The 19,831-nt window shown below is 63.1% G+C and carries 31 protein-coding genes; 11 read left to right on the top strand and 20 right to left on the bottom strand.

Features of this window, described 5'->3' with window-relative positions:
• Positions 1-218: 218 nt before the first annotated feature.
• The 7 genes from RT513_RS19015 to RT513_RS18985 form a co-directional block, all read right to left on the bottom strand.
• Positions 219-467 carry a hypothetical protein gene (locus RT513_RS19015; protein WP_290687628.1) on the bottom strand — a complete coding sequence of 83 codons (249 nt, stop codon included), beginning with the start codon at positions 465-467 and terminating at the stop codon, positions 219-221.
• Positions 468-509: 42 nt separating this feature from the next.
• On the bottom strand, positions 510-734 hold the full coding sequence (locus tag RT513_RS19010) for a hypothetical protein (RefSeq protein ID WP_290687626.1): 225 nt from the start codon (positions 732-734) through the stop codon (positions 510-512).
• Between the two features lie 86 nt (positions 735-820).
• A complete protein-coding gene (locus RT513_RS19005) occupies positions 821-1,081 on the bottom strand; it encodes a hypothetical protein (RefSeq protein ID WP_290687624.1) in 261 nt (86 codons plus the stop codon).
• Positions 1,082-1,165: 84 nt separating this feature from the next.
• Positions 1,166-1,537 (bottom strand): hypothetical protein, encoded by a 372-nt coding sequence (locus tag RT513_RS19000; protein ID WP_290687622.1) that lies wholly within the window; start codon positions 1,535-1,537, stop codon positions 1,166-1,168.
• A gap of 37 nt (positions 1,538-1,574) precedes the next feature.
• Positions 1,575-1,766 (bottom strand): hypothetical protein, encoded by a 192-nt coding sequence (locus RT513_RS18995; protein ID WP_290687620.1) that lies wholly within the window; start codon positions 1,764-1,766, stop codon positions 1,575-1,577.
• A 328-nt stretch (positions 1,767-2,094) separates the two neighbouring features.
• A complete protein-coding gene (locus tag RT513_RS18990; protein ID WP_290687618.1) occupies positions 2,095-2,796 on the bottom strand; it encodes an HNH endonuclease signature motif containing protein in 702 nt (233 codons plus the stop codon).
• On the bottom strand, positions 2,793-3,047 hold the full coding sequence (locus RT513_RS18985) for a hypothetical protein (RefSeq protein ID WP_290687616.1): 255 nt from the start codon (positions 3,045-3,047) through the stop codon (positions 2,793-2,795). Before RT513_RS18985 ends, RT513_RS18990 begins: the two co-directional genes overlap by 4 nt.
• Positions 3,048-3,582: 535 nt before the next feature.
• On the opposite strand from RT513_RS18985, the gene RT513_RS18980 reads away from it, so the two are divergent.
• The 3 genes from RT513_RS18980 to RT513_RS18970 are packed head-to-tail and all read left to right on the top strand — an operon-like array spanning position 3,583 to position 5,142.
• Positions 3,583-4,059 carry a hypothetical protein gene (locus RT513_RS18980; RefSeq protein WP_290687614.1) on the top strand — a complete coding sequence of 159 codons (477 nt, stop codon included), beginning with the start codon at positions 3,583-3,585 and terminating at the stop codon, positions 4,057-4,059.
• 10 nt (positions 4,060-4,069) lie between these two features.
• A complete protein-coding gene (locus RT513_RS18975) occupies positions 4,070-4,288 on the top strand; it encodes a helix-turn-helix domain-containing protein (RefSeq protein WP_290687612.1) in 219 nt (72 codons plus the stop codon).
• An 8-nt stretch (positions 4,289-4,296) separates the two neighbouring features.
• On the top strand, positions 4,297-5,142 hold the full coding sequence (locus RT513_RS18970; RefSeq protein ID WP_290687610.1) for a hypothetical protein: 846 nt from the start codon (positions 4,297-4,299) through the stop codon (positions 5,140-5,142).
• Positions 5,143-5,251: 109 nt separating this feature from the next.
• On the opposite strand, the gene RT513_RS18965 is transcribed toward RT513_RS18970, so the two are convergent.
• On the bottom strand, positions 5,252-5,437 hold the full coding sequence (locus tag RT513_RS18965) for a hypothetical protein (RefSeq protein ID WP_313534284.1): 186 nt from the start codon (positions 5,435-5,437) through the stop codon (positions 5,252-5,254).
• A gap of 264 nt (positions 5,438-5,701) precedes the next feature.
• On the opposite strand from RT513_RS18965, the gene RT513_RS18960 reads away from it, so the two are divergent.
• The 8 genes from RT513_RS18960 to RT513_RS18925 all read left to right on the top strand — a co-directional run bounded on the left by RT513_RS18960 (position 5,702) and on the right by RT513_RS18925 (position 8,515).
• A complete protein-coding gene (locus tag RT513_RS18960) occupies positions 5,702-5,893 on the top strand; it encodes a hypothetical protein (protein WP_276862294.1) in 192 nt (63 codons plus the stop codon).
• A 248-nt stretch (positions 5,894-6,141) separates the two neighbouring features.
• Positions 6,142-6,573: a hypothetical protein gene (locus tag RT513_RS18955; protein ID WP_276862296.1), complete on the top strand. Its 432-nt coding sequence runs from the start codon at positions 6,142-6,144 to the stop codon at positions 6,571-6,573.
• An 80-nt stretch (positions 6,574-6,653) separates the two neighbouring features.
• Positions 6,654-6,881: a hypothetical protein gene (locus RT513_RS18950; protein WP_276862297.1), complete on the top strand. Its 228-nt coding sequence runs from the start codon at positions 6,654-6,656 to the stop codon at positions 6,879-6,881.
• Between the two features lie 11 nt (positions 6,882-6,892).
• Positions 6,893-7,183: a hypothetical protein gene (locus tag RT513_RS18945; RefSeq protein WP_276862298.1), complete on the top strand. Its 291-nt coding sequence runs from the start codon at positions 6,893-6,895 to the stop codon at positions 7,181-7,183.
• Between the two features lie 56 nt (positions 7,184-7,239).
• The gene (locus tag RT513_RS18940; RefSeq protein ID WP_276862300.1) at positions 7,240-7,461 is read left to right on the top strand and encodes a hypothetical protein; all 222 of its coding nucleotides are present in this window, start codon (positions 7,240-7,242) and stop codon (positions 7,459-7,461) included.
• 22 nt (positions 7,462-7,483) lie between these two features.
• Complete coding sequence (locus RT513_RS18935; RefSeq protein ID WP_276862302.1) at positions 7,484-7,636, top strand: hypothetical protein; 153 nt, start codon at positions 7,484-7,486, stop codon at positions 7,634-7,636.
• 3 nt (positions 7,637-7,639) lie between these two features.
• Positions 7,640-7,882 carry a hypothetical protein gene (locus RT513_RS18930; RefSeq protein WP_276862304.1) on the top strand — a complete coding sequence of 81 codons (243 nt, stop codon included), beginning with the start codon at positions 7,640-7,642 and terminating at the stop codon, positions 7,880-7,882.
• Between the two features lie 126 nt (positions 7,883-8,008).
• A complete protein-coding gene (locus tag RT513_RS18925) occupies positions 8,009-8,515 on the top strand; it encodes a helix-turn-helix domain-containing protein (RefSeq protein ID WP_409518431.1) in 507 nt (168 codons plus the stop codon).
• Between the two features lie 289 nt (positions 8,516-8,804).
• Here the strand turns inward: RT513_RS18925 and RT513_RS18920 are convergent, their stop codons facing one another.
• The 12 genes from RT513_RS18920 to RT513_RS18865 form a co-directional block, all read right to left on the bottom strand.
• The gene (locus RT513_RS18920) at positions 8,805-9,257 is read right to left on the bottom strand and encodes a hypothetical protein (RefSeq protein WP_313534282.1); all 453 of its coding nucleotides are present in this window, start codon (positions 9,255-9,257) and stop codon (positions 8,805-8,807) included.
• Positions 9,254-9,418, bottom strand: a complete 165-nt coding sequence (locus RT513_RS18915) for a hypothetical protein (protein WP_276862309.1) — start codon at positions 9,416-9,418, stop codon at positions 9,254-9,256. Before RT513_RS18915 ends, RT513_RS18920 begins: the two co-directional genes overlap by 4 nt.
• 401 nt (positions 9,419-9,819) lie before the next feature.
• Positions 9,820-10,653, bottom strand: coding sequence for an alpha/beta fold hydrolase (locus RT513_RS18910; RefSeq protein ID WP_276862311.1), 834 nt, complete (start codon positions 10,651-10,653; stop codon positions 9,820-9,822).
• A 14-nt stretch (positions 10,654-10,667) separates the two neighbouring features.
• Positions 10,668-11,522, bottom strand: a complete 855-nt coding sequence (locus RT513_RS18905; protein WP_290687600.1) for a 3-hydroxyacyl-CoA dehydrogenase family protein — start codon at positions 11,520-11,522, stop codon at positions 10,668-10,670.
• A 16-nt stretch (positions 11,523-11,538) separates the two neighbouring features.
• Entirely contained in the window at positions 11,539-12,321 is a 783-nt protein-coding gene (locus RT513_RS18900) for a 3-hydroxybutyrate dehydrogenase (protein WP_276862314.1), read from the bottom strand.
• Positions 12,322-12,333: 12 nt separating this feature from the next.
• Entirely contained in the window at positions 12,334-12,987 is a 654-nt protein-coding gene (locus RT513_RS18895) for a 3-oxoacid CoA-transferase subunit B (RefSeq protein WP_276862315.1), read from the bottom strand.
• An 11-nt stretch (positions 12,988-12,998) separates the two neighbouring features.
• Positions 12,999-13,649, bottom strand: a complete 651-nt coding sequence (locus RT513_RS18890) for a CoA transferase subunit A (RefSeq protein WP_275105326.1) — start codon at positions 13,647-13,649, stop codon at positions 12,999-13,001.
• Entirely contained in the window at positions 13,646-14,839 is a 1,194-nt protein-coding gene (locus tag RT513_RS18885) for an acetate/propionate family kinase (protein ID WP_276862319.1), read from the bottom strand. The genes RT513_RS18890 and RT513_RS18885 overlap by 4 nt, the downstream gene beginning before the upstream one ends.
• Before the next feature lie 8 nt (positions 14,840-14,847).
• Complete coding sequence (locus RT513_RS18880; RefSeq protein ID WP_276862320.1) at positions 14,848-16,227, bottom strand: bifunctional enoyl-CoA hydratase/phosphate acetyltransferase; 1,380 nt, start codon at positions 16,225-16,227, stop codon at positions 14,848-14,850.
• Between the two features lies 1 nt (position 16,228).
• Positions 16,229-18,796 (bottom strand): DUF3141 domain-containing protein, encoded by a 2,568-nt coding sequence (locus tag RT513_RS18875; RefSeq protein ID WP_276862321.1) that lies wholly within the window; start codon positions 18,794-18,796, stop codon positions 16,229-16,231.
• A 13-nt stretch (positions 18,797-18,809) separates the two neighbouring features.
• The gene (gene fabI / locus RT513_RS18870) at positions 18,810-19,574 is read right to left on the bottom strand and encodes an enoyl-ACP reductase FabI (RefSeq protein WP_276862323.1); all 765 of its coding nucleotides are present in this window, start codon (positions 19,572-19,574) and stop codon (positions 18,810-18,812) included.
• A 20-nt stretch (positions 19,575-19,594) separates the two neighbouring features.
• Positions 19,595-19,831 (bottom strand): CorA family divalent cation transporter (locus RT513_RS18865; RefSeq protein WP_276862324.1); only part of this gene is annotated, 237 nt, incomplete at its 5' end.

Below are 19,831 nucleotides of genomic sequence, written 5' to 3'. Positions count from 1 at the left end.
TTCGCCATCTGACGAAAGCCAGCCCGAAATCCAGAGATTTCGGTGCGTACCGGGGTCGATTTTTGGATTTCCAGGTCCAGGCATGAAACTTCATAACTTCTTCAGCAGCCTGTTAAGCATCGACACTATGCCCCGCGGCGGGAAAACTGAAGAACCCCCACCGGCCTGCGCTGGTGGGGTTCTTCTTTTCCGCTGGTGTGGGTGTCAGGCGCTCCAGCCTATCCGGCGGGTTCGATCCGTGCAGGGAGGGTCCGGCGCTTCTGCCAGCCTACCGGCTCCCCTTCGCAGCTGCGCTCCAGCCATTCAGCCATCGCAATCAGTGCGGACGGCATGTCCGGGTAGCAGTAGCGAAAGGCGTGGCCCAGGTAGTCGCCCATGCGTCCGCCGACCATGCTGCCGGGGAATGACAGCCGCTCGCAGGCGACCCAGTATTTGCCGTTGACCTGCTGCGGCGCGATGTAGCGCAATCCTCGCTCGGCAAGTCTAGGTAGGGTTACCTGCTGGTGGGGTCAGCGCGGGAAAGGGGCAAAGCCCCGAAACTGTGCGCCGTCATGGAGCATCTCGCCCCAGTCGCCGGCGGTGTCTTGGTAGGCGATGCGGGCCTTCGGGTAGCGCTGCATGGCCCATTCCACGACCGCCTCTGCGTCGTTGGTCATGCTGCGCCCGCGGTCGAGGTCTTGCAGGTAGAGAATTCCATTCTCGATCTTCAGGAATGCAAAGCTGGCTTTCAGCATGGTCGTTTCCTCCGGTGGGGGTTAAGACATCACTTGGGGGGCAATCTGGCAGCGCTCAAACTCGCCTGGGTCTGCAAGAAAATTCCCTATGTAGTCGGTCTGCGTGTCACCTTCTCCCCAGCGTTTGGCATCCAGCTCGTATGCCTCAGCGTTACGGGCCAGTCGTCGGGCTCTGCGTTCCAAACCCGGCCATCTCGCGTGACCCTGACGTTGATGTGGGTGCTTTCTTGGCGAAAGCCGTCCCGCATTCTCGTCACGGAAATTTTCCGAAGTTTTCCTTCATTCGGATTGGCGAGCATGGTGTGCTTGATGCCGAATTCGTCGGTGTAGATTTTGGTCGCGGTCATTTTCTCTGTCTCCCATTTTTGGCCCGTGATCCATTTCGGGCCTCCTACTGGCTTAACCCCACCGCTTGCGCTGGTGGTGTGGTGTTAGCGTGCGCGCAGGGCGTCCATCTGCTCCAGCCGGGCGATGACGATTACCGTGTTGTTGTCGGCCATCCCGCAGCCTGCGTTTTCGATCAGCGCACCGAGGTGCCGCGAGCCTTCTCGGATCGCGGCGTCGGGGTCATCGTCGTCGCGGATGTCCGTGGCGCGGTCGAATTGCGCCAGCGCTTCGTCAAAAGCCATCTGCTGCTCTATCCGGGTTCTGAAATCGCGGATCGCCACCTGAAACCATGGGGCGTGTCTTTCCGTCTGGTATCGCTCGTCCGCCTGCGTGAGCAGGTCATGAGCCCTCTCCCATGACCGGGAAAAGCGTGCCTGCTCGGCTTCGCGGTAGAGTTCGAGGGAGCTTCTGGCCATGGGGTTTCCTTTCGGTGTGGCTTTGCGCTGGTGGGGGTCAGGCGGGGTCTATGATCCAGACACCCTTTCCATCCGGCTCGTAGCCTTTGACGCCGGGGCCGTCCTCTGCGTCGTAGAAATCAACATTATGCGGCTTTCCGTTCGGGCTGGCGATTCTGATCGCCCTTTCGCGGCTTGTGGCTTGCCCGATGATATTTCCGCCAAAAAGCGCGACGTGGTGCTTTTTCATGTCCGTTTCCTCTGGTGGGTTGATTTTGGTCCGATCCCTTTGCAGGGTGGTGCAGCGCCCCCCTCGGGGGACGCTGCGCGTCATCATCCGATGACGCCGTGTTGGTGCAGGAAGGCGCGGCCAATCTTGCTGGACAGTCCGCCCTTCCGCACCAGCGCCCATGCTTCCGCTATGCGCTTGTGCTTCCATTCTTCGCTCATTTTCTCACCTCTTTCCGCGGCGCTGGTTGCTCCGCTACTGGCCCGGCCCCGCCGGCGCTTCCGCTGGCGGGGTATTGTCGGATTGCTGGAGGCGCTTGGCGATGCTGACCAGCATCGTGCGGGGCAGCTCACGGGCCGCGCTGCTGACCCGAGTGAGGCTGATGGACGTTGGGGGTCTGGGTGGTACCGCCACGTCGCTTGCGCGGGTTTCTGAGTTCGAAAACCGTTTGAGCAACTTTGCACGCAGCCAGAATGACAGGTTTGATTTCATCGTCAGCGGAGTCGTATCCACGTCCGAACCGTCCGTTCAGGCGAGGCAGCAAGGACCGGCTGACAGCAGCCCAATTTGTCGGATCGGTATTCTGCCTGTTTCCGTCAACGCTTTTCAGAACATGGCCTTTCGGCACGGGGCCATTCTCTTGTTCCCATAGCCACTTGTGCTTCATCACCCGTCTTGTCGGAGCGCCGGTATATGGATTGGTCTCATTCACGATGAGCCATACATACCCATCCTGATCGACTGACTCATGGCCTGCACCTCGCCATGTATGCGGCCTGTTGCCCGCTTTGAATTGCGTTCTTGCAGAGTTGATGTTGAAGGGCATTTTTTTACCCTTGTTAGGTGCAACACTACCCTTTGCGAAGCGCCCGTCGCGACCTGTATTCCAGCCCATCCTTGTCATGAGCGACTTGATGGCATCTACGGACACATCATTCCGGCTGTATTTTTTGCAAAAAACGTCATGGAGTGCCCGACGCGGCATTTCCTTGTTCTCTTGAAGAAAAGACAACTCATCGGGGCTGTAAGTGATCCATTTTCCCCGGCTCATTTCGAACTATCCTCAGCCTTGGCGTTCCCGATCACCGGCAGCAAGGTCAACACAGAACCTCCATGTTCAGCAAACAATTTTGCCGCAGCAATCTGAGTGGTTGCGACCTTGATGATCTGATCACTCACCTCAACAATAGCTTCAGTACGGCTAATCTCCTGCTGAAGCTGTTCAGGAGAAAAATCTTCTGAACCCAGCTTGTTGAGCTGCCGATAAAGCATATCGGTCAGGTCTGAAAGTTTTGCAGCCATCTCAGCCTCCAATAGCGGAATTCTATTTGCCATTGAATGTTAACACGGTAAAAATCTATTCCTAATAATAAATGACACCATATCGCATCATTTAATATTTGATCCTTAATATGGCTATCCGTTATTCATGGTTGATGGGAGGTGGAGGGCGGGGTTTCGCTAATGAACGTCTTGGTGTCATGCTGTGAATCCTTCCTTATAGGAGGCCTTATTGTTGTGGATGCCTCTGGATCCATACCCGGCAGGATAGCGCGGTCTAGAACTCGGTATGCTGCAAGCCTTAGCGGGCCGCTTCGTTCGCGGAGGCCATTATCCGTTGGAATGCCCATGTAAGAACATTCGTAGAACATTGGTGTTTCTGCACGTCCTTTTGCGGGCACAGGTCTCGTCAATATCAATCGCACGGACCTGATATGCAGGATGGCCAACAAAACGTCAGGGGACGTAGTGATCTCTCTTGATCGAATGTGGGCAAATGCCCATAATCTACTTATCCGAAGGGGCATCACGACCCCGCCAAAACAGGAGAACGGATATGAGTTCCATCGAGATCGCCCGCACCCTCGTGAACAGCATCGTGGCAGCCGAGGCATCCCGCGCTGCCGGTATCTCCATAGGCGGTGACGAAGGTGATCGCATTGAAGCGGATGCCGCAGATACCATTTCGGCCGCCCGCCGCGCCATCGGTGCGATTTCCAGGACCGTTCTATTTGAAATAGTTGAGTCACTGCCTGTCACCGCCGTCGAGGACGAGATGGGCCGGGCCGTCCTCGATACCGACACGCTGCTCGACTGGATGAAGAAGAAAGAGGCGCGTTACATCAGCCGTGTCGATGCACCCGATCCGAAAACCGCATTCTATACGGCGGAAGGTGCGTGGCAGGACGCCAACGCCTACTTCGCTCACTATGTGATGTCCGTTATCGAGGTTGGCGAAACATCTCCTGCCGCTCGTGTTTATCTGGCAGAGACGATCCTGTCCGCGCGCCCTCACAATGTGGTCCTTGCATGAGGAAGCGGACATGACACCCTCTGAGATCAAATCAGCCCGAGAAAAACTCGGGCTGACCGTCGCCCAATTTGCCGCCCTGCTGGAAACCGATCCTCAGACCGTTCGGAGGATGGAGATCAGCGAGACCGCCAGCACATTCCGACGGCCTGCGGTACGGATGGAGCGGCTGATCCGGGCGTATTCTGAGGGCTATCGACCGCCTGATTGGCCGGGGAGGAACGAGCGTTGATATCGGGTTTGGCAGTCTCCAATGACTGGATATCTGCGACGGCGGATTGCTGGGAGCCGGTGCTCCCGTCCGGCCTCCGCAGCGACAGGGCCGCAGCTTGGATCGAGAACAACCTGCTGGCTGCCGCAATTGCTGGCGCAATTGCCTACGCGTTGCGTGTTACGGTTCGCGCGACCGGCCTGCCGATATCTGCATTCTCGCATGAGCATCTGATGTGCTGGCCTGCGGACATTCGGATCGAAATCACCCGTCGGCCTGGCATTGAAGCCTTAGAATCAGCCGCACGACGGTTTGCAGATCAGGGGCTGATACGGGGCGGCTGGCGGGCTTCTGCATCAGCGCTGCGCGAGGCACTGTCACGTGGGTTGATCCTCGACAATTACGGCCAGATGTGGACGCCAGATGCCCTGCCTGCCGGTTTCGAGATCACCGGGCATTCGCGGTCTGCGCCCGCGATGGTCCGCTGGACCACCGAGGAGTTCAATTTCGAGCGGGGAGTTTATCTGGGGCGGATTGTGAGACGTACAACCTATAGCGACCCTACTCCCTCCTACCACGGCAACGACGCCGTAGCCCTGCGTGTGGGTGCGGACTGGAGGATTTTCGCGCGACCATCGCCGCGGCGCATCGAAGCCCTGATCCAGTCCTCAGCGGTGTGGAACCGCGACCTGCATATCTGGACTCTACCGGCAGCCACTCAGGTATCTGAAGTGGAGGATCTGTGTCGCCAGTTGGATATCGCTCGCGCGGCAGACGACGAGCAGCGCGCGCAGGTTGATGCCTATCTATCGGTTGCAGCAGGGTCCGAGTTGACGAGCATAATTCGGGTCGCGGAAATGTGGAGGAGAGCGTGACCAGTAGCCGCGCTGACTAGCTGCACCCCTCATCCACCCGCGCGATCAGATCACCCCGCCAGCCCTCATGCCGTGACCGGCACGCTGCTAGCGCCGCCCGGTCCCTGCCCTACAGCAGCTCCACGTCCCGGTCAGAGAGCGCACGCTGGACGATGTACAGTTCAGTGAAATTGGTCTGGCAATACGGGACGGCCGGATGCTTACGCCGAAAGAGCAGGAAACGGCATTCAAGCGATCTGCGCTCATTCGAGATTTCCAGTGTCTCGCTCCTCACGAGCGCTTCGATTGCATCCATCCGCCATTTTCGATGAGGAAGGCCGAGATCGGTGTTCGAGCTGATTGGCGAGAGAATGAACACCTCGCTAATGCTCAAATGTTAGTTCGTCGCAATATTTCGTATCCTTTAATCAGAACAGTGTCCGTTGAAGTTCAGGCTGTGGCTTGCCCATTTGCGGCGTGATACCGCCATCCTCCTCATCCCAATAGTACCAGCCCTGCAAGAACGGGTCGGGACGTAGCCTTTCATTTCGAACATGACGGGCGGCGCTATCGTGGCACCATGGCCGCTTATACCGGCTGGCAGGAGCGGGAAGGCGCCGACGTGCTGGACTGCTACTGGATCGAGGTCGCGCCCTCGGGCGGCGCGGAAGCTGTGGCGCTGGTCAAGGCGCTCGCCAGACAGAGAGAGGATAGCGTTACTTTTGACCTGATCGACTTCTATCCTTACAGCACACATGCCCTAGCTGCATGACACGCTAAAGCCGAGGCTCCGCTTCAATAAAGCGGAGCCAGCACTCATAGCGCTCCCCTTCCCATCAGCCGCTGAAAGAGTGCGAAACACCAATCCGAGTATTATCAGGAACAGCTTGCCGGAAAGATGATTAAATTAATAATATCAGTTAGTTAAAATGGTTTTCAGTAGGGGGTTTCTATCAGTTTTGCTATAGTAGGAGGCAGAAGGCGCGGACCTCGCCTTGCTCCAGATAGAGGAGTTTCCCAATGTTCAACTCTTCCCTCATTCCCATAGAGGCGGTGAAGCTGATGCCGACCCTAGAGGGCGCACCAGCCTTGCCTTCATCTCCCAACGTCATTTGGATCGTGGCCGGGGTAGATGCAGAAGGGACCATTATTACGACCTTCGAAGCCTGCCCAGAGCCGGAGCTTGCCGGAGTGGCTGCGTATGAACGGTACATGACGTCTCAGGCCGCGGGCCTGCCTTGCTACCTGTGCTATGTCGATGCTGAATTTGACGCCCGCGCCGATCAGCCCGAAGCCTTTGCTGACCGGCTGGGGGAACTGGTCTGGGACCATATTGACTTGGAACATCCGGAAGGCGCTCCCGACGCCCCCGAGGCCTATGGCCCAGTTGCCGACGATCACCCGCTCGATCACCTGCGCAGCGCTTTTATGGAAGCTGCCGGGATCATCTGACCCTCCCCCCCCCTTCTTCGCCGCTATCGCCCTCCCGTTTTACCGGGCTGGCGGCGTTCGCCCACCCCAAGGAGAAAATCATGCCCCAAGCTGATGACGGTAGCGCCGTAATGTTCGCCGCTAAAGCAACAGGTGCACCGCCGCACCTCCCGGGTTTGACCTGCCGGAAATGCGGCGCCGAAAACCCGATCATCTATCTCGCACCGGTCGCGCTGGACGGCAGGGGAACCTGCATCTGCATCCCCTGCGCCCGAGCGCGCGGCTGGCTCGACCGCGACGACAACCTGCGCCCCGGCGTCACGCTCTGAAAGGACTGCCTATGCCTCTGCAAGACGACCTCTTTCCCGTGGACCGCTGCCAGCACGGCGCGGTCTGGACCGCAGGCAACTACCAGTGCCGCAACTTTCATGGCTACTACCAATGTCGGGAAGGCGGAGAGGGCAACTGGATGTTTCAGGTGCCATGGTTCTGCTCCGACGACAAAACCTGCACGGTCTACCGCATCGGCCACGACGGTAATCTCTGCCACGAGTCCTTCGTGCCCATCGACGCCAAGGGCCGGATCACCATTCTCGGCCGCCGCTACGACCGTGACCACTGGGATCACTGACCTCGCGGTTCCCGCGTTGCTGCATTCACCCAAGTTCTCGACACACGATCATATAAATGCGATATTTTCCCAAGACGATCCAGACGATCATCGCGGCCCAAGGCTGGAACGACGACGCAATGATCATTCACCTGCTGGGCTATATCGCCACGATCCAGCCCGACCATAGCGCAGGTATCACCGCCTATCTGCAAACCATGGCCGACGCGGAAAACGGTGAGGATTTGATGGCGCGCGAAGGTCGTCTTGCACAATACGGCGATGAAATGGATACTTGACGCTTAATCGAGAAGACAGGGCATGGAGAGGCTGGACATCGTGGCCGAGCTGACGCAGGCGGCGGAGCGCGCAAGACTTGCAGGTGATGTCGAAGCAAGCCTCGTTCTGGCCTTCAAGGCGGCAGAGTATCTGCATCTGGTCCGAATTCTGGCCGAGCCGGAGATTGGAGGCTGAACGTTGCCAGATATGTTCCTGACCGGGAATGGCGAGGATTGTCCTGCCTGCGCGTTGCGCCGGAACGAGCTGCGCGCCGCCCGCGCCATGGATCAGTCCGTGGCCTGCAATCAGTGCAACGGGATTGGTCGCATCGAGCGCCCTATCGAAGTGATCATCGCCGAGGCGGTTCTTTGGGCAGAGGATCATTACTGGCGCGAGCGAGCTCAGCCGGAGCCGTTGGGCCATAAGCTGGCCGAACGGTAGTCAAAATCACCCAATCGGATAATTCAGGAGGTTCAGGAAATGCCGGAGCGGCAACATATCATCACCGCGCAAACTGGGCTTCCTCTGACCTTGAGGACCGGAAACGCGCCCGCGCCCCGCAAGGTCATCGACAACGCGCGCGGCTATCTGACGATCGGCGCGCGCCTGCAACTGGTGTTGAAACAGGCCGGGATTTCGGCGGAAGAGGCGAGCGACTTGTTGGGCGTCCACAAGCACACGATCTATCGCTACTTCAACTTGGAGCGCAGCCCGAAGGCTGAACATGTGGCTGCCATCATCGACATGACGGGGGCGGATGCGGCCTTCGTTCTGACCGGACGCTCCGCTCCGAAACCGCGCCATGACCAGTATCAGGTGATTTTTGCTGCCATGATGGCGGCGCAGGGTGCTTTTGAGGCAGTGGAGGCCGCGTGTTCTGATGGTGCGGCCTACGCGGATTGTGATCCCGTTGCGCGGCGGGCACTGGTTCAGGCTGGCAAGCACCTTCACGAGCTAGGCGGCGTCAACGCCATGACCGGCGCCTATGCGGCTTGGTATCGCGATGACCCGGCGAGGACGGACGCTGCGAGACAGATTCTGAATCTCGCGTGGTCGGGGATCGGTGAATGGTGATGGAGGGGCACAGCAATGCAAGAACAGCAGGCGTCCAAGCACCCACAGATCAAGGGCGTCGTATTTGAGGACGCAAGAGCGGTCCTTATATCGGCGGTTGGTCGCGCGAAAAAAAGTGCAAAGGAGGGGCAGGGGTATAGGCACGGCGGCCAGGCCGGTGTAGCCGGCCACAGCCTAGAGCGCGGTCCCTTGCGGCGGGCGGTCCAGCGCAACAGCCCTAGACCCAATGATACAATGGAGGCGCCCTGATAATCTAGAATTGCCTTTTCGTTCTGACGGATTGTCAAAACTACAACACGCCTGAAGCAATCACAATCAACAAGGCGCACAACGCCAGAAACATTGCTGCGTCATTCCATTGAAAATGGTCGCGGCCAAAAAAGGTATCTTTACCATACCCCTTTAGTTGGGCGTAACCAATTACTGCAAAGATAGGAACCATAAAGACCGCGCTGGACAAATAGAGCGTCCGCATTTCCGCAGGATTAATCAATGACGTTTCTGCGTCGATGTTAGCCACAGCATATAAGGTCACTGCCGCCCAGAGGGCGACAAGCACCGTGGCATATCTTCGGAAGTAAACAATCACGGACATATAGCAACCGGCGAAGCCCCATAGCCCAAGGAACCACAGCGAAGGTGTGCTACCGCCAATCATCAGCAAAATGCTCGACATAGATACGAAAAAAATTCCGAACATAACGGCGCGAAAGGTTAAAGGGTATTCGGCGGTATTCATCATGCAGCCCCTGGGGTTTTCAGTTTCACCGTCAATTCCACACCAAGGGCTCTACGGATCAGGCAGTCATCGCCGGTTTCAAACGCTTCGGCCGGATAATCAGCCTGAAAATCAGGTGCCGTCAGGTGTTCGGCAATGTTATATTTGGTTGTCTGCACAGTCATCACTCCACTTCATGAGCCAATTTGCGAGCGCGTTCACTGTCTTTCGCTTGCGGGCTGTTGTCGCATACCTCATGCTTTTTCTAGACGTCAGCCAGATGCAGATAAAGATTCCGAGTGCGATCACTGGAATATCCTCGGCCAGAATTGTGGCGATCCCTTACAGGACGTAGCCTTTGGAGCAGACGCGGAATGCCTCAAAATCTGCAAGCGTTGCGGAGCGCAGATCGGAGACCAAGGGGCAGACGACACCCCTGAACGGATCAGCCCCACCTTTAAGGGCGGATTCGCTGAGACCGGCGGCCTTTGCCTGCTTTTGACAGACATTCAGAGCATCTTGGTCATGAAAGCGCCGGATGACCACGCGTTGTCTTCGGAGCCGCATAGAGCTGCTGGGTACGCCCTCAGTCCGTGCGGCACAGCGCCAGCCAGCGGCGGATGGCGGCCAAGGCTTCGGGTTCGTCGAGGAAGGGGACATGGCCGCGGCCGGGCAATTCGGCACGGATCAGGTCCGGGCGGCGGGCCTGCATCGCATCCGCCGTGGCCCGCGCCAGCACGTCTGAATTGGCGCCCCGGATCAGCGCCAGCGGAATCCCCGCGCAGGCGTCGAACAGCGGCCACAGTTCGGGCAGCGGCGCCGTCATGGCGCGGTCGAAGCCGATGCGCAGGGCCGGGTCATAGGGCAGGGCCAGCCCATCCGGCGTCTGGACGTAGTGCCGGACCGCCTCCTCCTCCCATCGCAGGGGCGGGACGTTCTGGAAGCCCGGATTGGCGGCGGCCATCCGGTCGGCGGCCTCGGCCAGGGTCGCGACGGCGGGCTTGACGCCCATATAGGTGCCGATCCGCATCAGCCCGTCGCGCTGAAGCACCGGGCCGACATCGTTGAAGCAAAGGCCCGCCACCCGCTCGGGCGCCAGCGCCACCATGCTCATGCCCAGAAGGCCGCCGCGCGACGAGCCGATCACCGCCGCCCGCCCGATCCTCAGATGATCCAGCAACGCCAGCGCGTCGCGCGCCTCTTGCGCCACCGTATAGGTTTCGGGGTCCGCCCGGTCCGAGCCACCCCGGCCGCGGCTGTCCAGCCGGATCAGGCGCACATCGGGCAGATGCCGCGCCAGATAGTCGAAATCGCGCCCGTCCCGCGTCAGCCCGGCCAGCGCCAGCAGCACCTTGCCCCTGCCATCGTCGCGATAGGCCAGGCGCGTGCCGTCGGCGGCGGAAAAGCGTGCCTTGCCCACGGTCCCCGCCCGCGTCAGGCCGTATAGTCGGCGAAACCCTTGCCGGTCTTGCGCCCCAGCCAGCCCGCATGGACCATCTGCTTCAGCAGCGGGCTGGGACGGTATTTCGGGTCGTCGAACCCGTCATACAGCGTTTCCATGATGTCGAGCACGATATCCAGCCCGATCAGGTCGCCCAGCGCCAGCGGTCCCATCGGATGGTTGGCGCCCAGCTTCATCATGCTGTCGATGTCCTCGGGCGTGGCCAGCCCCTCGTGCACGCAGTTCACCGCCTCGTTGATCAGCGGCGCGAGCAGGCGGTTGACGACGAAGCCGTAGCTGTCCTTGCTGACGCGCGGCGTCTTGCCGATGGCGCGCGTCACCGCGCTGACCGCCTCGGCCACGGCGTCGCTGGTTTGCAGGGCGCGGATGATCTCGACCAGCTGCATCACCGGCACGGGGTTGAAGAAATGCATCCCGATCACCCGTTCCGGGTGCTTCGATCCGGCCGCAAGCTGGGTCAGCGAGATGGACGAGGTGTTCGAGGCCAGCACCGCATCCGCGCGGCAGATGGCATCCAGTTGCTTAAGAACCGCGGTCTTGATCTCCAGCTTTTCCACGATGGCCTCGACCACCAGGTCGCGGTCGGCCATGGCGGCGATATCGGTGACCGGAGAGATCCGCGCCAGCGTGGTATCGGCGGCGGAGGGGTCCAGCGTGCCCTTGCGCACCTGGCGCGCCAGGCTTGATTCCATCGTGACCCGCGCGCGGTCCAGCGCTTCGGGCGACAGGTCTTCCAGCACGACCGGATAGCCCGCAGCGGCGAAGCATTGCGCGATGCCGTTGCCCATGGTGCCGGCGCCGATGACGCCGATGCGTTCGATCTTCATGGTCTTTCCTCTCAGCCTAATGCGCGGTCCAGCCGCCATCGACGGGGATCGCGGCCCCCGTGATTTCCGAGGCGGCCGGGCTGCACAGGAAGGCGGTCAGCGCGCCGATCTGGCCCGGCCGGACGAAGCGCCGCGTCGGTTGCGCCGCCAGCAGCACATCGCGGATCACCTCGTTCTCGGAGATGCCGCGCGCGGCGGCGGTCTCGGGGATCTGCTTTTCCACCAGCGGCGTCAGCACATAGCCAGGGCAGATCGCATTGGCCGTCACGCCCTGTTCCGCGCCCTCCAGCGCCACGGTCTTGGTCAGGCCGACCACGGCGTGCTTGGCCATGACATAGGCCGACTTGTAGGGCGAGGCGACCAGCCCGTGGGCCGAGGCGATATTGACGATCCGGCCCCAGCCGCGCGCCTTCATCCCCGCCATGGTCAGCCGCGTCAGGTGCCAGGCCGACGACATGTTGATCGCCATGATCAGGGCGTAGCGGTCGACCGGAAACTCCTCGATGGGGGCCACGGTCTGGATGCCGGCGTTGTTGACGATGATGTCGATCTGCCCGAAGCGCGCTTCGGTCGCGGCCACGAGGTCGGCGATCTGATCCGGCTCGGCCATGTCGGCGCCGTGGAAGGCGACCGGGGCGCCGGTATCGGCCTCGATGTCCGCGCGCAGGGTCTCGATCTCGGCCGGGTCGCCCAGACCGTTCAGCATCACCGCGTGCCCGGCCTCGGCCAGCGCGCGGGCGATCGCCAGCCCGATCCCCGAGGTCGAGCCGGTGACGATGGCGGTGCGGAATTCGCTCATGACATGCCTCCCTCAGTCGATCTGCATTTCGGTCAGGTCGTCGGCCAGGACCAGGCTCGCCTCGGTCGCCGCCAGCACCTGATCGACGGTGATGCCGGGCGCGGTCTCGCGCAGGACCAGACCCGTTTCGGTCGGCTGGATCACGGCCAGTTCGGTGATGACCAGATCGACGCGGCGCTGCGCGGTCAGCGGCAGGGTGCAGCGCGGCACGATCTTGCTCTGGCCGCGCGCGGCGTGCTGCATGGCGACGATGACGCGGCGCGCGCCGGTCACCAGATCCATCGCGCCGCCCATGCCCGGCACCATCTTGCCCGGCACCTTCCAGTTCGCCAGATGGCCCAGCTCATCGACCTGCAACCCGCCCAGGACGGTCACGTTCAGGTGGCCGCCCCGGATCAGGCCGAAGCTGATGGCGCTGTCGATGGTGGCCGCGCCCGGAACGGCGGTCACGAAACCGCCGCCGGCATCGGTCAGATCGGCATGTTCCATCCCCTCGGGCGGACGGGCGCCCAGACCGATGATGCCGTTCTCGGCCTGGAAATAGACCCCGGCTTCGGCGGGGACGTAATTGGCCACCAGGCTCGGCAGCCCGATCCCCAGGTTGACCAGCATCCCCGGCTTGATTTCCAGCGCGACGCGACGCGCGATCAACTCCTTGGCGTCCATGATTGTCCCCCTCAGCCGTGGACCAGCAGGTGATCGACCAGTGCGCCCGGCGTATGCACGACATCGGGCGAGATCACCCCCACCGGCACGATCGAATCCGGTTCCGCGATCACCGTTCCCCCGGCCAGCGCCATCACCGGATTGAAGTTGCGGGCGGTCAGCAGATAGTAGAGATTGCCGACATAATCGGCCTGCCAGGCACCCAGCAGGGCGAAATCGGCCTTGATCGGCGGTTCGACCAGAAAGGTCCGGCCCTCGACCTCGATCCGCTGCTTGCCGTCCTCGACCTCGGTGCCGATGCCGGTCGGGGTCAGCACCCCGCCAAGACCGACGCCGCCGGCACGGATCCGCTCGACCAGCGTGCCTTGCGGGACCAGTTCGCATTCGATCTCGCCCGAGATCATCTTGGCCTGGGTTTCCGGGTTCAGGCCGATATGCGAGGCGACGACACGGCTGACCGCCCCGGCCGAGATCAGCTTGCCGATCCCCTTGCCGGGCATGGCGCTGTCATTGGCGATCACGGTCAGATCGCGCGCGCCGCGCGTGACCAGCGCATCGATCAGGCGTTCGGGCGTGCCGACGGCCATGAAGCCGCCGATCAGCAGGCTGGCGCCATCAGGGATCATTTCGGCGGCGGCATCCGGTTTCAGCGCGCCCTTCATGCCCGGGTTCCTTCGGTGATGCCGGCGGCGGCGCGGGCGGCGCGGGCGATGACCAGATCCTCGCGCGTGTTCACGATCATCACCGTGGTGCGAGAGAACTCGGACGACAGGATGGTCGCGTTCTCGGCGTTGCGGCCGTGGTCGATCTCGATCCCCATCCAACCCAGTCGTTCGCAGACGCGGCGGCGGATGACGCGGCTGTTCTCGCCGATGCCGCCGCAAAAGACCAGCGCATCGACCCCGCCCATGACCGCCGCCAGAGCGCCCAGTTCGCGCTGCACGCGGAACACGAAATAGTCGATGGCGCGGTGGCTGGCGGCGTTGTCGGCCGCCTCCAGCGTGCGCATGTCGTTCGACAGTCCCCCCGACAGACCCAGCAGGCCGGATTCATTGTAAAGAACCTGCCGGATCTGGGCGGTGTCCATCCCCTCGCGGTCCAGCATGTAAAGCAGCACGCCGGGGTCGATCTGGCCGCAGCGCGTGCCCATCGGCAGCCCGTCCAGCGCAGAAAAACCCATGGACGAGGCGACCGACTTGCCTTTGTAGATCGCGCACATCGACGCGCCATTGCCCAGATGCGCCACGACCACGCGCCCCGCCATCAGATGCGGCGCGATGCGTTCCAGCTCGCCCGTCACATAGTCATAGCTGAGACCGTGGAAGCCATAGCGGCGCACGCCCGCCTCGTAATAGCGGTGCGGGATCGCGAAAGTGTCGTTCACGAACGGCTGGCCGCGATGGAATGCGGTGTCGAAGCAGGCGACCTGCGGCACGCCGGGGAAGGCCGCCATGGCGGCGCGGATCCCGGCGATGTTGTGGGGCTGGTGCAGGGGCGCGAACGGCTCAAGCTCGGACAGCTTGCGCAGGATGTTCTCATCGACCAGCACGGGTTGCGAAAAGTCCAGGCCGCCGTGCACGACGCGGTGGCCGACGGCGGCCATGGTCAGGTCGGGAAAGGCCTGCTTGACCGTGGCGATCACGACGGCCAGCGCGCCTGCGTGGCTGGTCAGGTCGCCCTCGACCAGGGGCAGCGCATTGCCCTCGGCATCCCTGAGCTTCATCGTGCCCTCGGGGCCGATGCGTTCGGCCTGTCCGGTCACCAGGGGCTCGTCGCCCGTGGCCGGGAACAGCGCCACCTTGAGCGAGGACGACCCCGCGTTCAGCGCCAGGAAACCGGCATTCTGGTCCATGGAATCCCTCATTTGCGTTCTTCTGCATGGGCGTGGTGCAGGGCCGCCACCGCGCAGGAGGCCAACCGCGACATCGGGCTGTCCGAGCGCGAGTTCAGGATCACCGGCACCCGCGCGCCAAGGACCAGCCCGGCGCCCTCGGCATGGCTGATGAAGGCCAGCTGCTTGGCCAGCATGTTGCCGGCGTCGATGCCGGGCACGACCAGGATGTTGGCAAGGCCCGCGACGCCGCCCTTCAGCCCCTTGGTGCGCGCGGCGCTGGGATCGACGGCATTGTCCATCGCCAGCGGCCCGTCGACCAGCCCGCCGGTGATCTGGCCGCGCTCCGCCATCTTCGAGAGCAGCGCCGCGTCGATCGAGGACTGGATCGCGGGGTTCACCGTCTCGACCGCCGACAGAACGCCCACGCGCGGCTCCATACCGATGGCGCGGGCCAGGTCGATGGCGTTCTGGGTGATGTCCACCTTGGTCACCAGATCGGGCGCGATATTGATCGCGGCATCGGTGACCATGACCGGCTCGGGCCGGCCGGGCACGTCCATCACGAAGACATGGGTGAAGCGGCGGCCGACGCGCAGGCCGGCGGCCTTGTCCAGCATCGGCTTCAGCAGGTCGTCGGTATGCAGGTGCCCCTTCATCACTGCCCTGGCGCGGCCCTCGTGGACCAGTGCGCAGGCGGTGGCGGCCGCGGCCTGGTCGCCCGCCACGTCGATCAACTCGAAGCCCGAGATGTCGACTCCGGTCACCTGCGCCGCCGCGCGGATCGCGTCGGCGCGCCCGATCAGGATGGGGGTGACGATGCCCTCGCGCGCGGCCAGCACCGCGCCGCCCAGCGAATTGGCGTCGTCGGGGCAGACCACCGCCACCGGCAGCGGCGGCAGGGCGCGGGCGCGTTCGACCAGCGCCTCGAAATGGCGGTGGCGCTGGACGACAAGGCCCGGCACCTCGATGTCGTCGATGTCGAACTTTTGCGTGGGCGCGATGACCTGGGCCGCGCCGCTGACGATCAGGGCGCCGTCCGTGACCCGCGTCACGCGGGTTTCCAGGCTGACCACGCCATCGGCCTTGCCGGTGACCGACACGCGGCACAGCAATTCGTCGCCGGCATGGGCGCGGTCATGGAAATCCAGTTCCTGCCGGCGATAGAGCGTGCCCGGCCCGGGCAGCATCGTGCCCAGCACCGCCGAGATCAGCGAGGCGACGAACATGCCCGGCGCGGTATCCTCGGGTCGGCCGTCGCCGTCCAGATCGGTGGACGGCAGATGCATCGGGTTGTAGTTCCCCGATGCCGCCGCAAAGACGTAAAGATCGTCCGGCGTGATCAGGCGGCGCAGTTCGGCCGTCTGGCCAAGGGCCAGTTCGTCAAGGGTAAGGTTGACCAGACGCATCTCAGCGGTCCATCTGGCCGGCAGCGGCGGCGGTATCGTCGCCGGTCCCTGCCGGGGCCTGCTTGCCATGCGCGGTTTCCGCGGCCAGCGGCTCGGCCTCCTTGGCTGCGGCGCGCGCCGCAGCGGCGCGGCGGGGGGCGGGACGCGGCGCCGGTTCGTCGGAGGGCTGGGGCGCGGCTTCCGGATCCAGCGGATCGCTGATCAGGTCGCCCGGGACATAGGGAACGTCCAGCACCTGGTGAAAGCGCTCCAGCAGCCGCAGCGTCTCGGGCGACATCTCGTCGGCGGCGCCCGGAATGAACCGGACTACTTTCAGCGCCAGTTCGCGCTCGGCCGGATCGACCAGCAACTGCGGCAGCGTGTCCATCGCCTGCTCGGGCTCGTAGGTGGCGATCAGGGTCTGCTCGTGGATGATATGGGCGCGCCGCTCGCCGCCCAGCGACCGGAACGGCTCGTCCTGGGTCAGCACACGGGACGACCGCTCCAACCGGTCGCGGCGCACGCCCTTGCGGTTGTCGGCCAGCATGACCAGCATGCGGATCACCGCCTCGGCAAAACCGCCCCGGTCGATGTTGCACAGCGCCGAGGCGACCTCGGGCAGGCCCCGCAATTCGTCGTTGTTCTTGAGCGTGCGGCGCGCTTCGTGGGTGCGGCCGAAAACCCGCGCCCAGGGCGTCGACCACATGCTGTAGAAGGCCAGTTCATAGACCATGTCGCGGGTGTCGCGGTAAAGGTCGATCGCCTGTTCGACCCCGTCCACCCAAAGCTGCTCGGCGGCCAGGAAGGGGTTGTCGGGCGCGGCCTTGCGGCGGTTTTCGCGCACCGTTTCCGCCGCCCTGGCGACCTTGGTCATCACCGGGTTGCGCGACGATGCGAGCGCGCGTTCCACGCGCTTGGGATGCAGGGCGCGGCTGATCTCGGCCCCGGTGGGGGTGACGGCGGCCTTGACCCAGGGGCGCAGCACCGCGTCATAGACCTGCGCCTGCACCTCGGACGCGCGGGCCACGGCGGCGAAGGGGCGTTCGTCGGCAAAGCCGTCATCCAGCGCGCGGATATCGTCCAGGCTGCGTTCGGCGAAGCTGACGGTGAAGATCTTCTTGCCGTCGCGCTCGGTCACGTCCTCGATGCGCATCTCGTAAAGGCCGGGCGCCAGCGCCTCGATGGTTTCCAGGGTCGAGGCGACCTCGGCATGTTCCCGGCGCGCGATCTGCGAGGACACGAAGATGCCCAGATGGCCGACCTGGTCATGGACCATATAGACGATACGCTGGCCGCGAATGCGGATTTCCTGCACATCGGCATAGGTCTCGGCGATCCAGTTCAGGGCCTGCTGCGGCGGGGTGATGTTGTCGCCATGGCTGGCGAAGACGATGATCGGCGCGCGGATCGCCTTCAGATCGACCGGGCGGCCCGGCTCGATCCGGGCCTCGTTCTTGGACAGGCGGTTGCCGATGAAAAGCTGCTCGACGATCCATTTGATCTCGGGCTCGGTCAGCATGAAGAAGCCGCCCCACCACTTCTCGAACTCCAGGAACGTCTTGTCGCCCTTGTCGATGTCGCGGAACAGGTCGGTATATTTGCGAAACAGCGTGCGGCCGGGGTTCAGCGCCTCGAAGTTCTGGACCAGATGCGCGCCGTCGAAGATGCCGCCGCCCAGGTCGGACAGGAACATGGTGAGCCAGGTGCCGCCCAGGACGCCCGCGTTATAGCGCATCGGATCCTGCCCGACCTTGCCCGACCAGGGCGCGACCGGGGCGCCGTTCACCACGATCGGGCCGGTCAGGTCGGTGTTCATCGCAGCCAGCAGCAGCGTGGCCCAGCCGCCCTGGCAATTGCCGGTGACGACGGGGTTCGGGGCCTCGGGGTGGCGGCGCATCACCTCGCGCACGAAAGCGGCCTCGGCGCGGGTGACATAGGACAGGTATTGCCCCGGCTCGGGGCGCGAGCGGAAGGCCACGAAATAGACCGGATGGCCCGCGCGCATGGCGACGCCGACCTGGCTGTCGGTCTTGAAGCCGCCGATGCCGGGCCCGTGACCGGCGCGCGGGTCGATGATCACATAGGGCCGCTTGCTGTCGTCGATGGTCACGCCTTCGGGCGGCAGGATGCACAGCAGCATGTAGTTGCAGGGATAGGCCATGTCGGCCCCGTCCATGACCAGCTCATGGTCATAGATCAGCACCGGCGGGCAGTTCGCCGCCTCGTGTTCCAGAAAGATGTCGCCGCGCTTGCGCAGCGTGTCGGCGGTCAGCACCGCGCGTTCGGCCGCGTCGCGCTGATATTCCTGCAAGGCGGTCGCCAGCCGGCCCTGGGCCTGAAAATGCGTCAGCCCCTCGATCAGCGCCTGGCCCGCCTGCATCAGCCGGCGCGTGCGTTCCGAATGGGTTTCCATGATCCGCTGGCTGTGGCGCGACACCGCCGTGGACTGAAGCTTGCCGGTCTGGGCCATGGCCTCGGCCTCGGCGCGGGTGGCGTCCAGGTTTTCCTGCAGGCGCTCGATGGCATCGCCCTGAACCCGCGGGATGGCGGGTTGCAGCTTGGGGTCGAACAGTTCGAAAAGACTGGCCATGATCCGGCACTCCTCAGGCAGTGATCGAGAATCCGCCGTCGATGTCATGGACACCGCCGGTCAGGTTGCGTGCCTCGTCCGAGGCGAGGAAGGCGGCCATCGCCCCCACATCCTCGATCGAGGCCAGTTGGTGCGTGGGCGCGCGTCGGGCGGCCGCGTCCAGCAGTTCATTGAAATGGTCGATGCCCGAGGCGGCGCGCGTTGCCAAGGGGCCCGGCGACAGCGCGTGCACGCGGATGCCCTTGTTGCCCAATTCCGCGGCGGCATAGCGCGTGGCGCTTTCCAGCGCCGCCTTGACCGGACCCATCATGTTGTAATGGCTGACCACGCGCGAGGCACCGAAGAAGGACACCGACAGGCAGCAGCCGCCCGCGCCCATCAGCGGCTCGGCCAGCCGGATCATGCGCAGGAAGGAATGGACCGAGATGTCCATCGCCAGCCCGAAGCCTTCGGCGGAACAATCGACCACCCGGCCGTGCAGGTCGGCCTTGGGCGAAAAGGCGATGGAATGCAGCAGCGTGTCGAGGCGCCCCCAGCGGTCGGCAATGACCTGGAACACCGCCTCGGTCTGGCCGGGCTGGCCGACATCGAGCGGCATGGCGATCTGGGCCTCCAGTTCCTCGGCCAGGGGCCGGACGAAGGGCTCGGCCTTGGCGTTCAGCCAGGTCACGGCCAGGTCCGCCCCCTGGGCGCGGAAGGCGCGGGCACAGCCCCAGGCGATCGAATCGCGGTTGGCGATGCCGACAACCAGAACCTTCTTGTTGGCCAGAGAAAACATCGCGAACCTCCGAGTCGCCCTCATCTAGGCGACGGGCCACAACAGGCTTGTGACAGCGCCGGCCGCAATCGCGCTGTGCCCCTCCTACAGCCATCGGGCGATCTTGAAGCGCAGGTAAAGGCCGCGGCAATCACGATCAGCACGACGTAATAGCCGAAACGAGTCTCGAGTTCAGGCATATTGGCGAAGTTCATCCCATAAACCTGCATTCCCCAAGTGGCGTGTCGTTTGAGGTGAAGATCGCCTGTATCCGAGCG

This window comes from Haematobacter sp. (assembly GCF_032102465.1).
Taxonomy (GTDB): domain Bacteria; phylum Pseudomonadota; class Alphaproteobacteria; order Rhodobacterales; family Rhodobacteraceae; genus Haematobacter.
This window is presented reverse-complemented; position numbering and strand designations above follow the sequence as displayed.

Excerpts from the sequence above, each read along its gene's own strand:
- RT513_RS19010 (WP_290687626.1), bottom strand. The coding sequence starts at position 734 with ATGCTGAAAGCCAGCTTTGCATTCCTGAAGATCGAGAATGGAATTCTC.
- RT513_RS19005 (WP_290687624.1), bottom strand. The coding sequence starts at position 1,081 with ATGACCGCGACCAAAATCTACACCGACGAATTCGGCATCAAGCACACC.
- RT513_RS19000 (WP_290687622.1), bottom strand. The coding sequence starts at position 1,537 with ATGGCCAGAAGCTCCCTCGAACTCTACCGCGAAGCCGAGCAGGCACGC.
- RT513_RS18995 (WP_290687620.1), bottom strand. The coding sequence starts at position 1,766 with ATGAAAAAGCACCACGTCGCGCTTTTTGGCGGAAATATCATCGGGCAA.
- RT513_RS18990 (WP_290687618.1), bottom strand. The coding sequence starts at position 2,796 with ATGAGCCGGGGAAAATGGATCACTTACAGCCCCGATGAGTTGTCTTTT.
- RT513_RS18985 (WP_290687616.1), bottom strand. The coding sequence starts at position 3,047 with ATGGCTGCAAAACTTTCAGACCTGACCGATATGCTTTATCGGCAGCTC.
- RT513_RS18980 (WP_290687614.1), top strand. The coding sequence starts at position 3,583 with ATGAGTTCCATCGAGATCGCCCGCACCCTCGTGAACAGCATCGTGGCA.
- RT513_RS18975 (WP_290687612.1), top strand. The coding sequence starts at position 4,070 with ATGACACCCTCTGAGATCAAATCAGCCCGAGAAAAACTCGGGCTGACC.
- RT513_RS18965 (WP_313534284.1), bottom strand. The coding sequence starts at position 5,437 with ATGGATGCAATCGAAGCGCTCGTGAGGAGCGAGACACTGGAAATCTCG.
- RT513_RS18960 (WP_276862294.1), top strand. The coding sequence starts at position 5,702 with ATGGCCGCTTATACCGGCTGGCAGGAGCGGGAAGGCGCCGACGTGCTG.
- RT513_RS18955 (WP_276862296.1), top strand. The coding sequence starts at position 6,142 with ATGTTCAACTCTTCCCTCATTCCCATAGAGGCGGTGAAGCTGATGCCG.
- RT513_RS18950 (WP_276862297.1), top strand. The coding sequence starts at position 6,654 with ATGCCCCAAGCTGATGACGGTAGCGCCGTAATGTTCGCCGCTAAAGCA.
- RT513_RS18945 (WP_276862298.1), top strand. The coding sequence starts at position 6,893 with ATGCCTCTGCAAGACGACCTCTTTCCCGTGGACCGCTGCCAGCACGGC.
- RT513_RS18940 (WP_276862300.1), top strand. The coding sequence starts at position 7,240 with ATGCGATATTTTCCCAAGACGATCCAGACGATCATCGCGGCCCAAGGC.
- RT513_RS18935 (WP_276862302.1), top strand. The coding sequence starts at position 7,484 with ATGGAGAGGCTGGACATCGTGGCCGAGCTGACGCAGGCGGCGGAGCGC.
- RT513_RS18920 (WP_313534282.1), bottom strand. The coding sequence starts at position 9,257 with ATGATGAATACCGCCGAATACCCTTTAACCTTTCGCGCCGTTATGTTC.
- RT513_RS18915 (WP_276862309.1), bottom strand. The coding sequence starts at position 9,418 with ATGACTGTGCAGACAACCAAATATAACATTGCCGAACACCTGACGGCA.
- RT513_RS18905 (WP_290687600.1), bottom strand. The coding sequence starts at position 11,522 with ATGAAGATCGAACGCATCGGCGTCATCGGCGCCGGCACCATGGGCAAC.
- RT513_RS18900 (WP_276862314.1), bottom strand. The coding sequence starts at position 12,321 with ATGAGCGAATTCCGCACCGCCATCGTCACCGGCTCGACCTCGGGGATC.
- RT513_RS18895 (WP_276862315.1), bottom strand. The coding sequence starts at position 12,987 with ATGGACGCCAAGGAGTTGATCGCGCGTCGCGTCGCGCTGGAAATCAAG.
- RT513_RS18890 (WP_275105326.1), bottom strand. The coding sequence starts at position 13,649 with ATGAAGGGCGCGCTGAAACCGGATGCCGCCGCCGAAATGATCCCTGAT.
- RT513_RS18885 (WP_276862319.1), bottom strand. The coding sequence starts at position 14,839 with ATGGACCAGAATGCCGGTTTCCTGGCGCTGAACGCGGGGTCGTCCTCG.
- RT513_RS18880 (WP_276862320.1), bottom strand. The coding sequence starts at position 16,227 with ATGCGTCTGGTCAACCTTACCCTTGACGAACTGGCCCTTGGCCAGACG.
- RT513_RS18875 (WP_276862321.1), bottom strand. The coding sequence starts at position 18,796 with ATGGCCAGTCTTTTCGAACTGTTCGACCCCAAGCTGCAACCCGCCATC.
- fabI (WP_276862323.1), bottom strand. The coding sequence starts at position 19,574 with ATGTTTTCTCTGGCCAACAAGAAGGTTCTGGTTGTCGGCATCGCCAAC.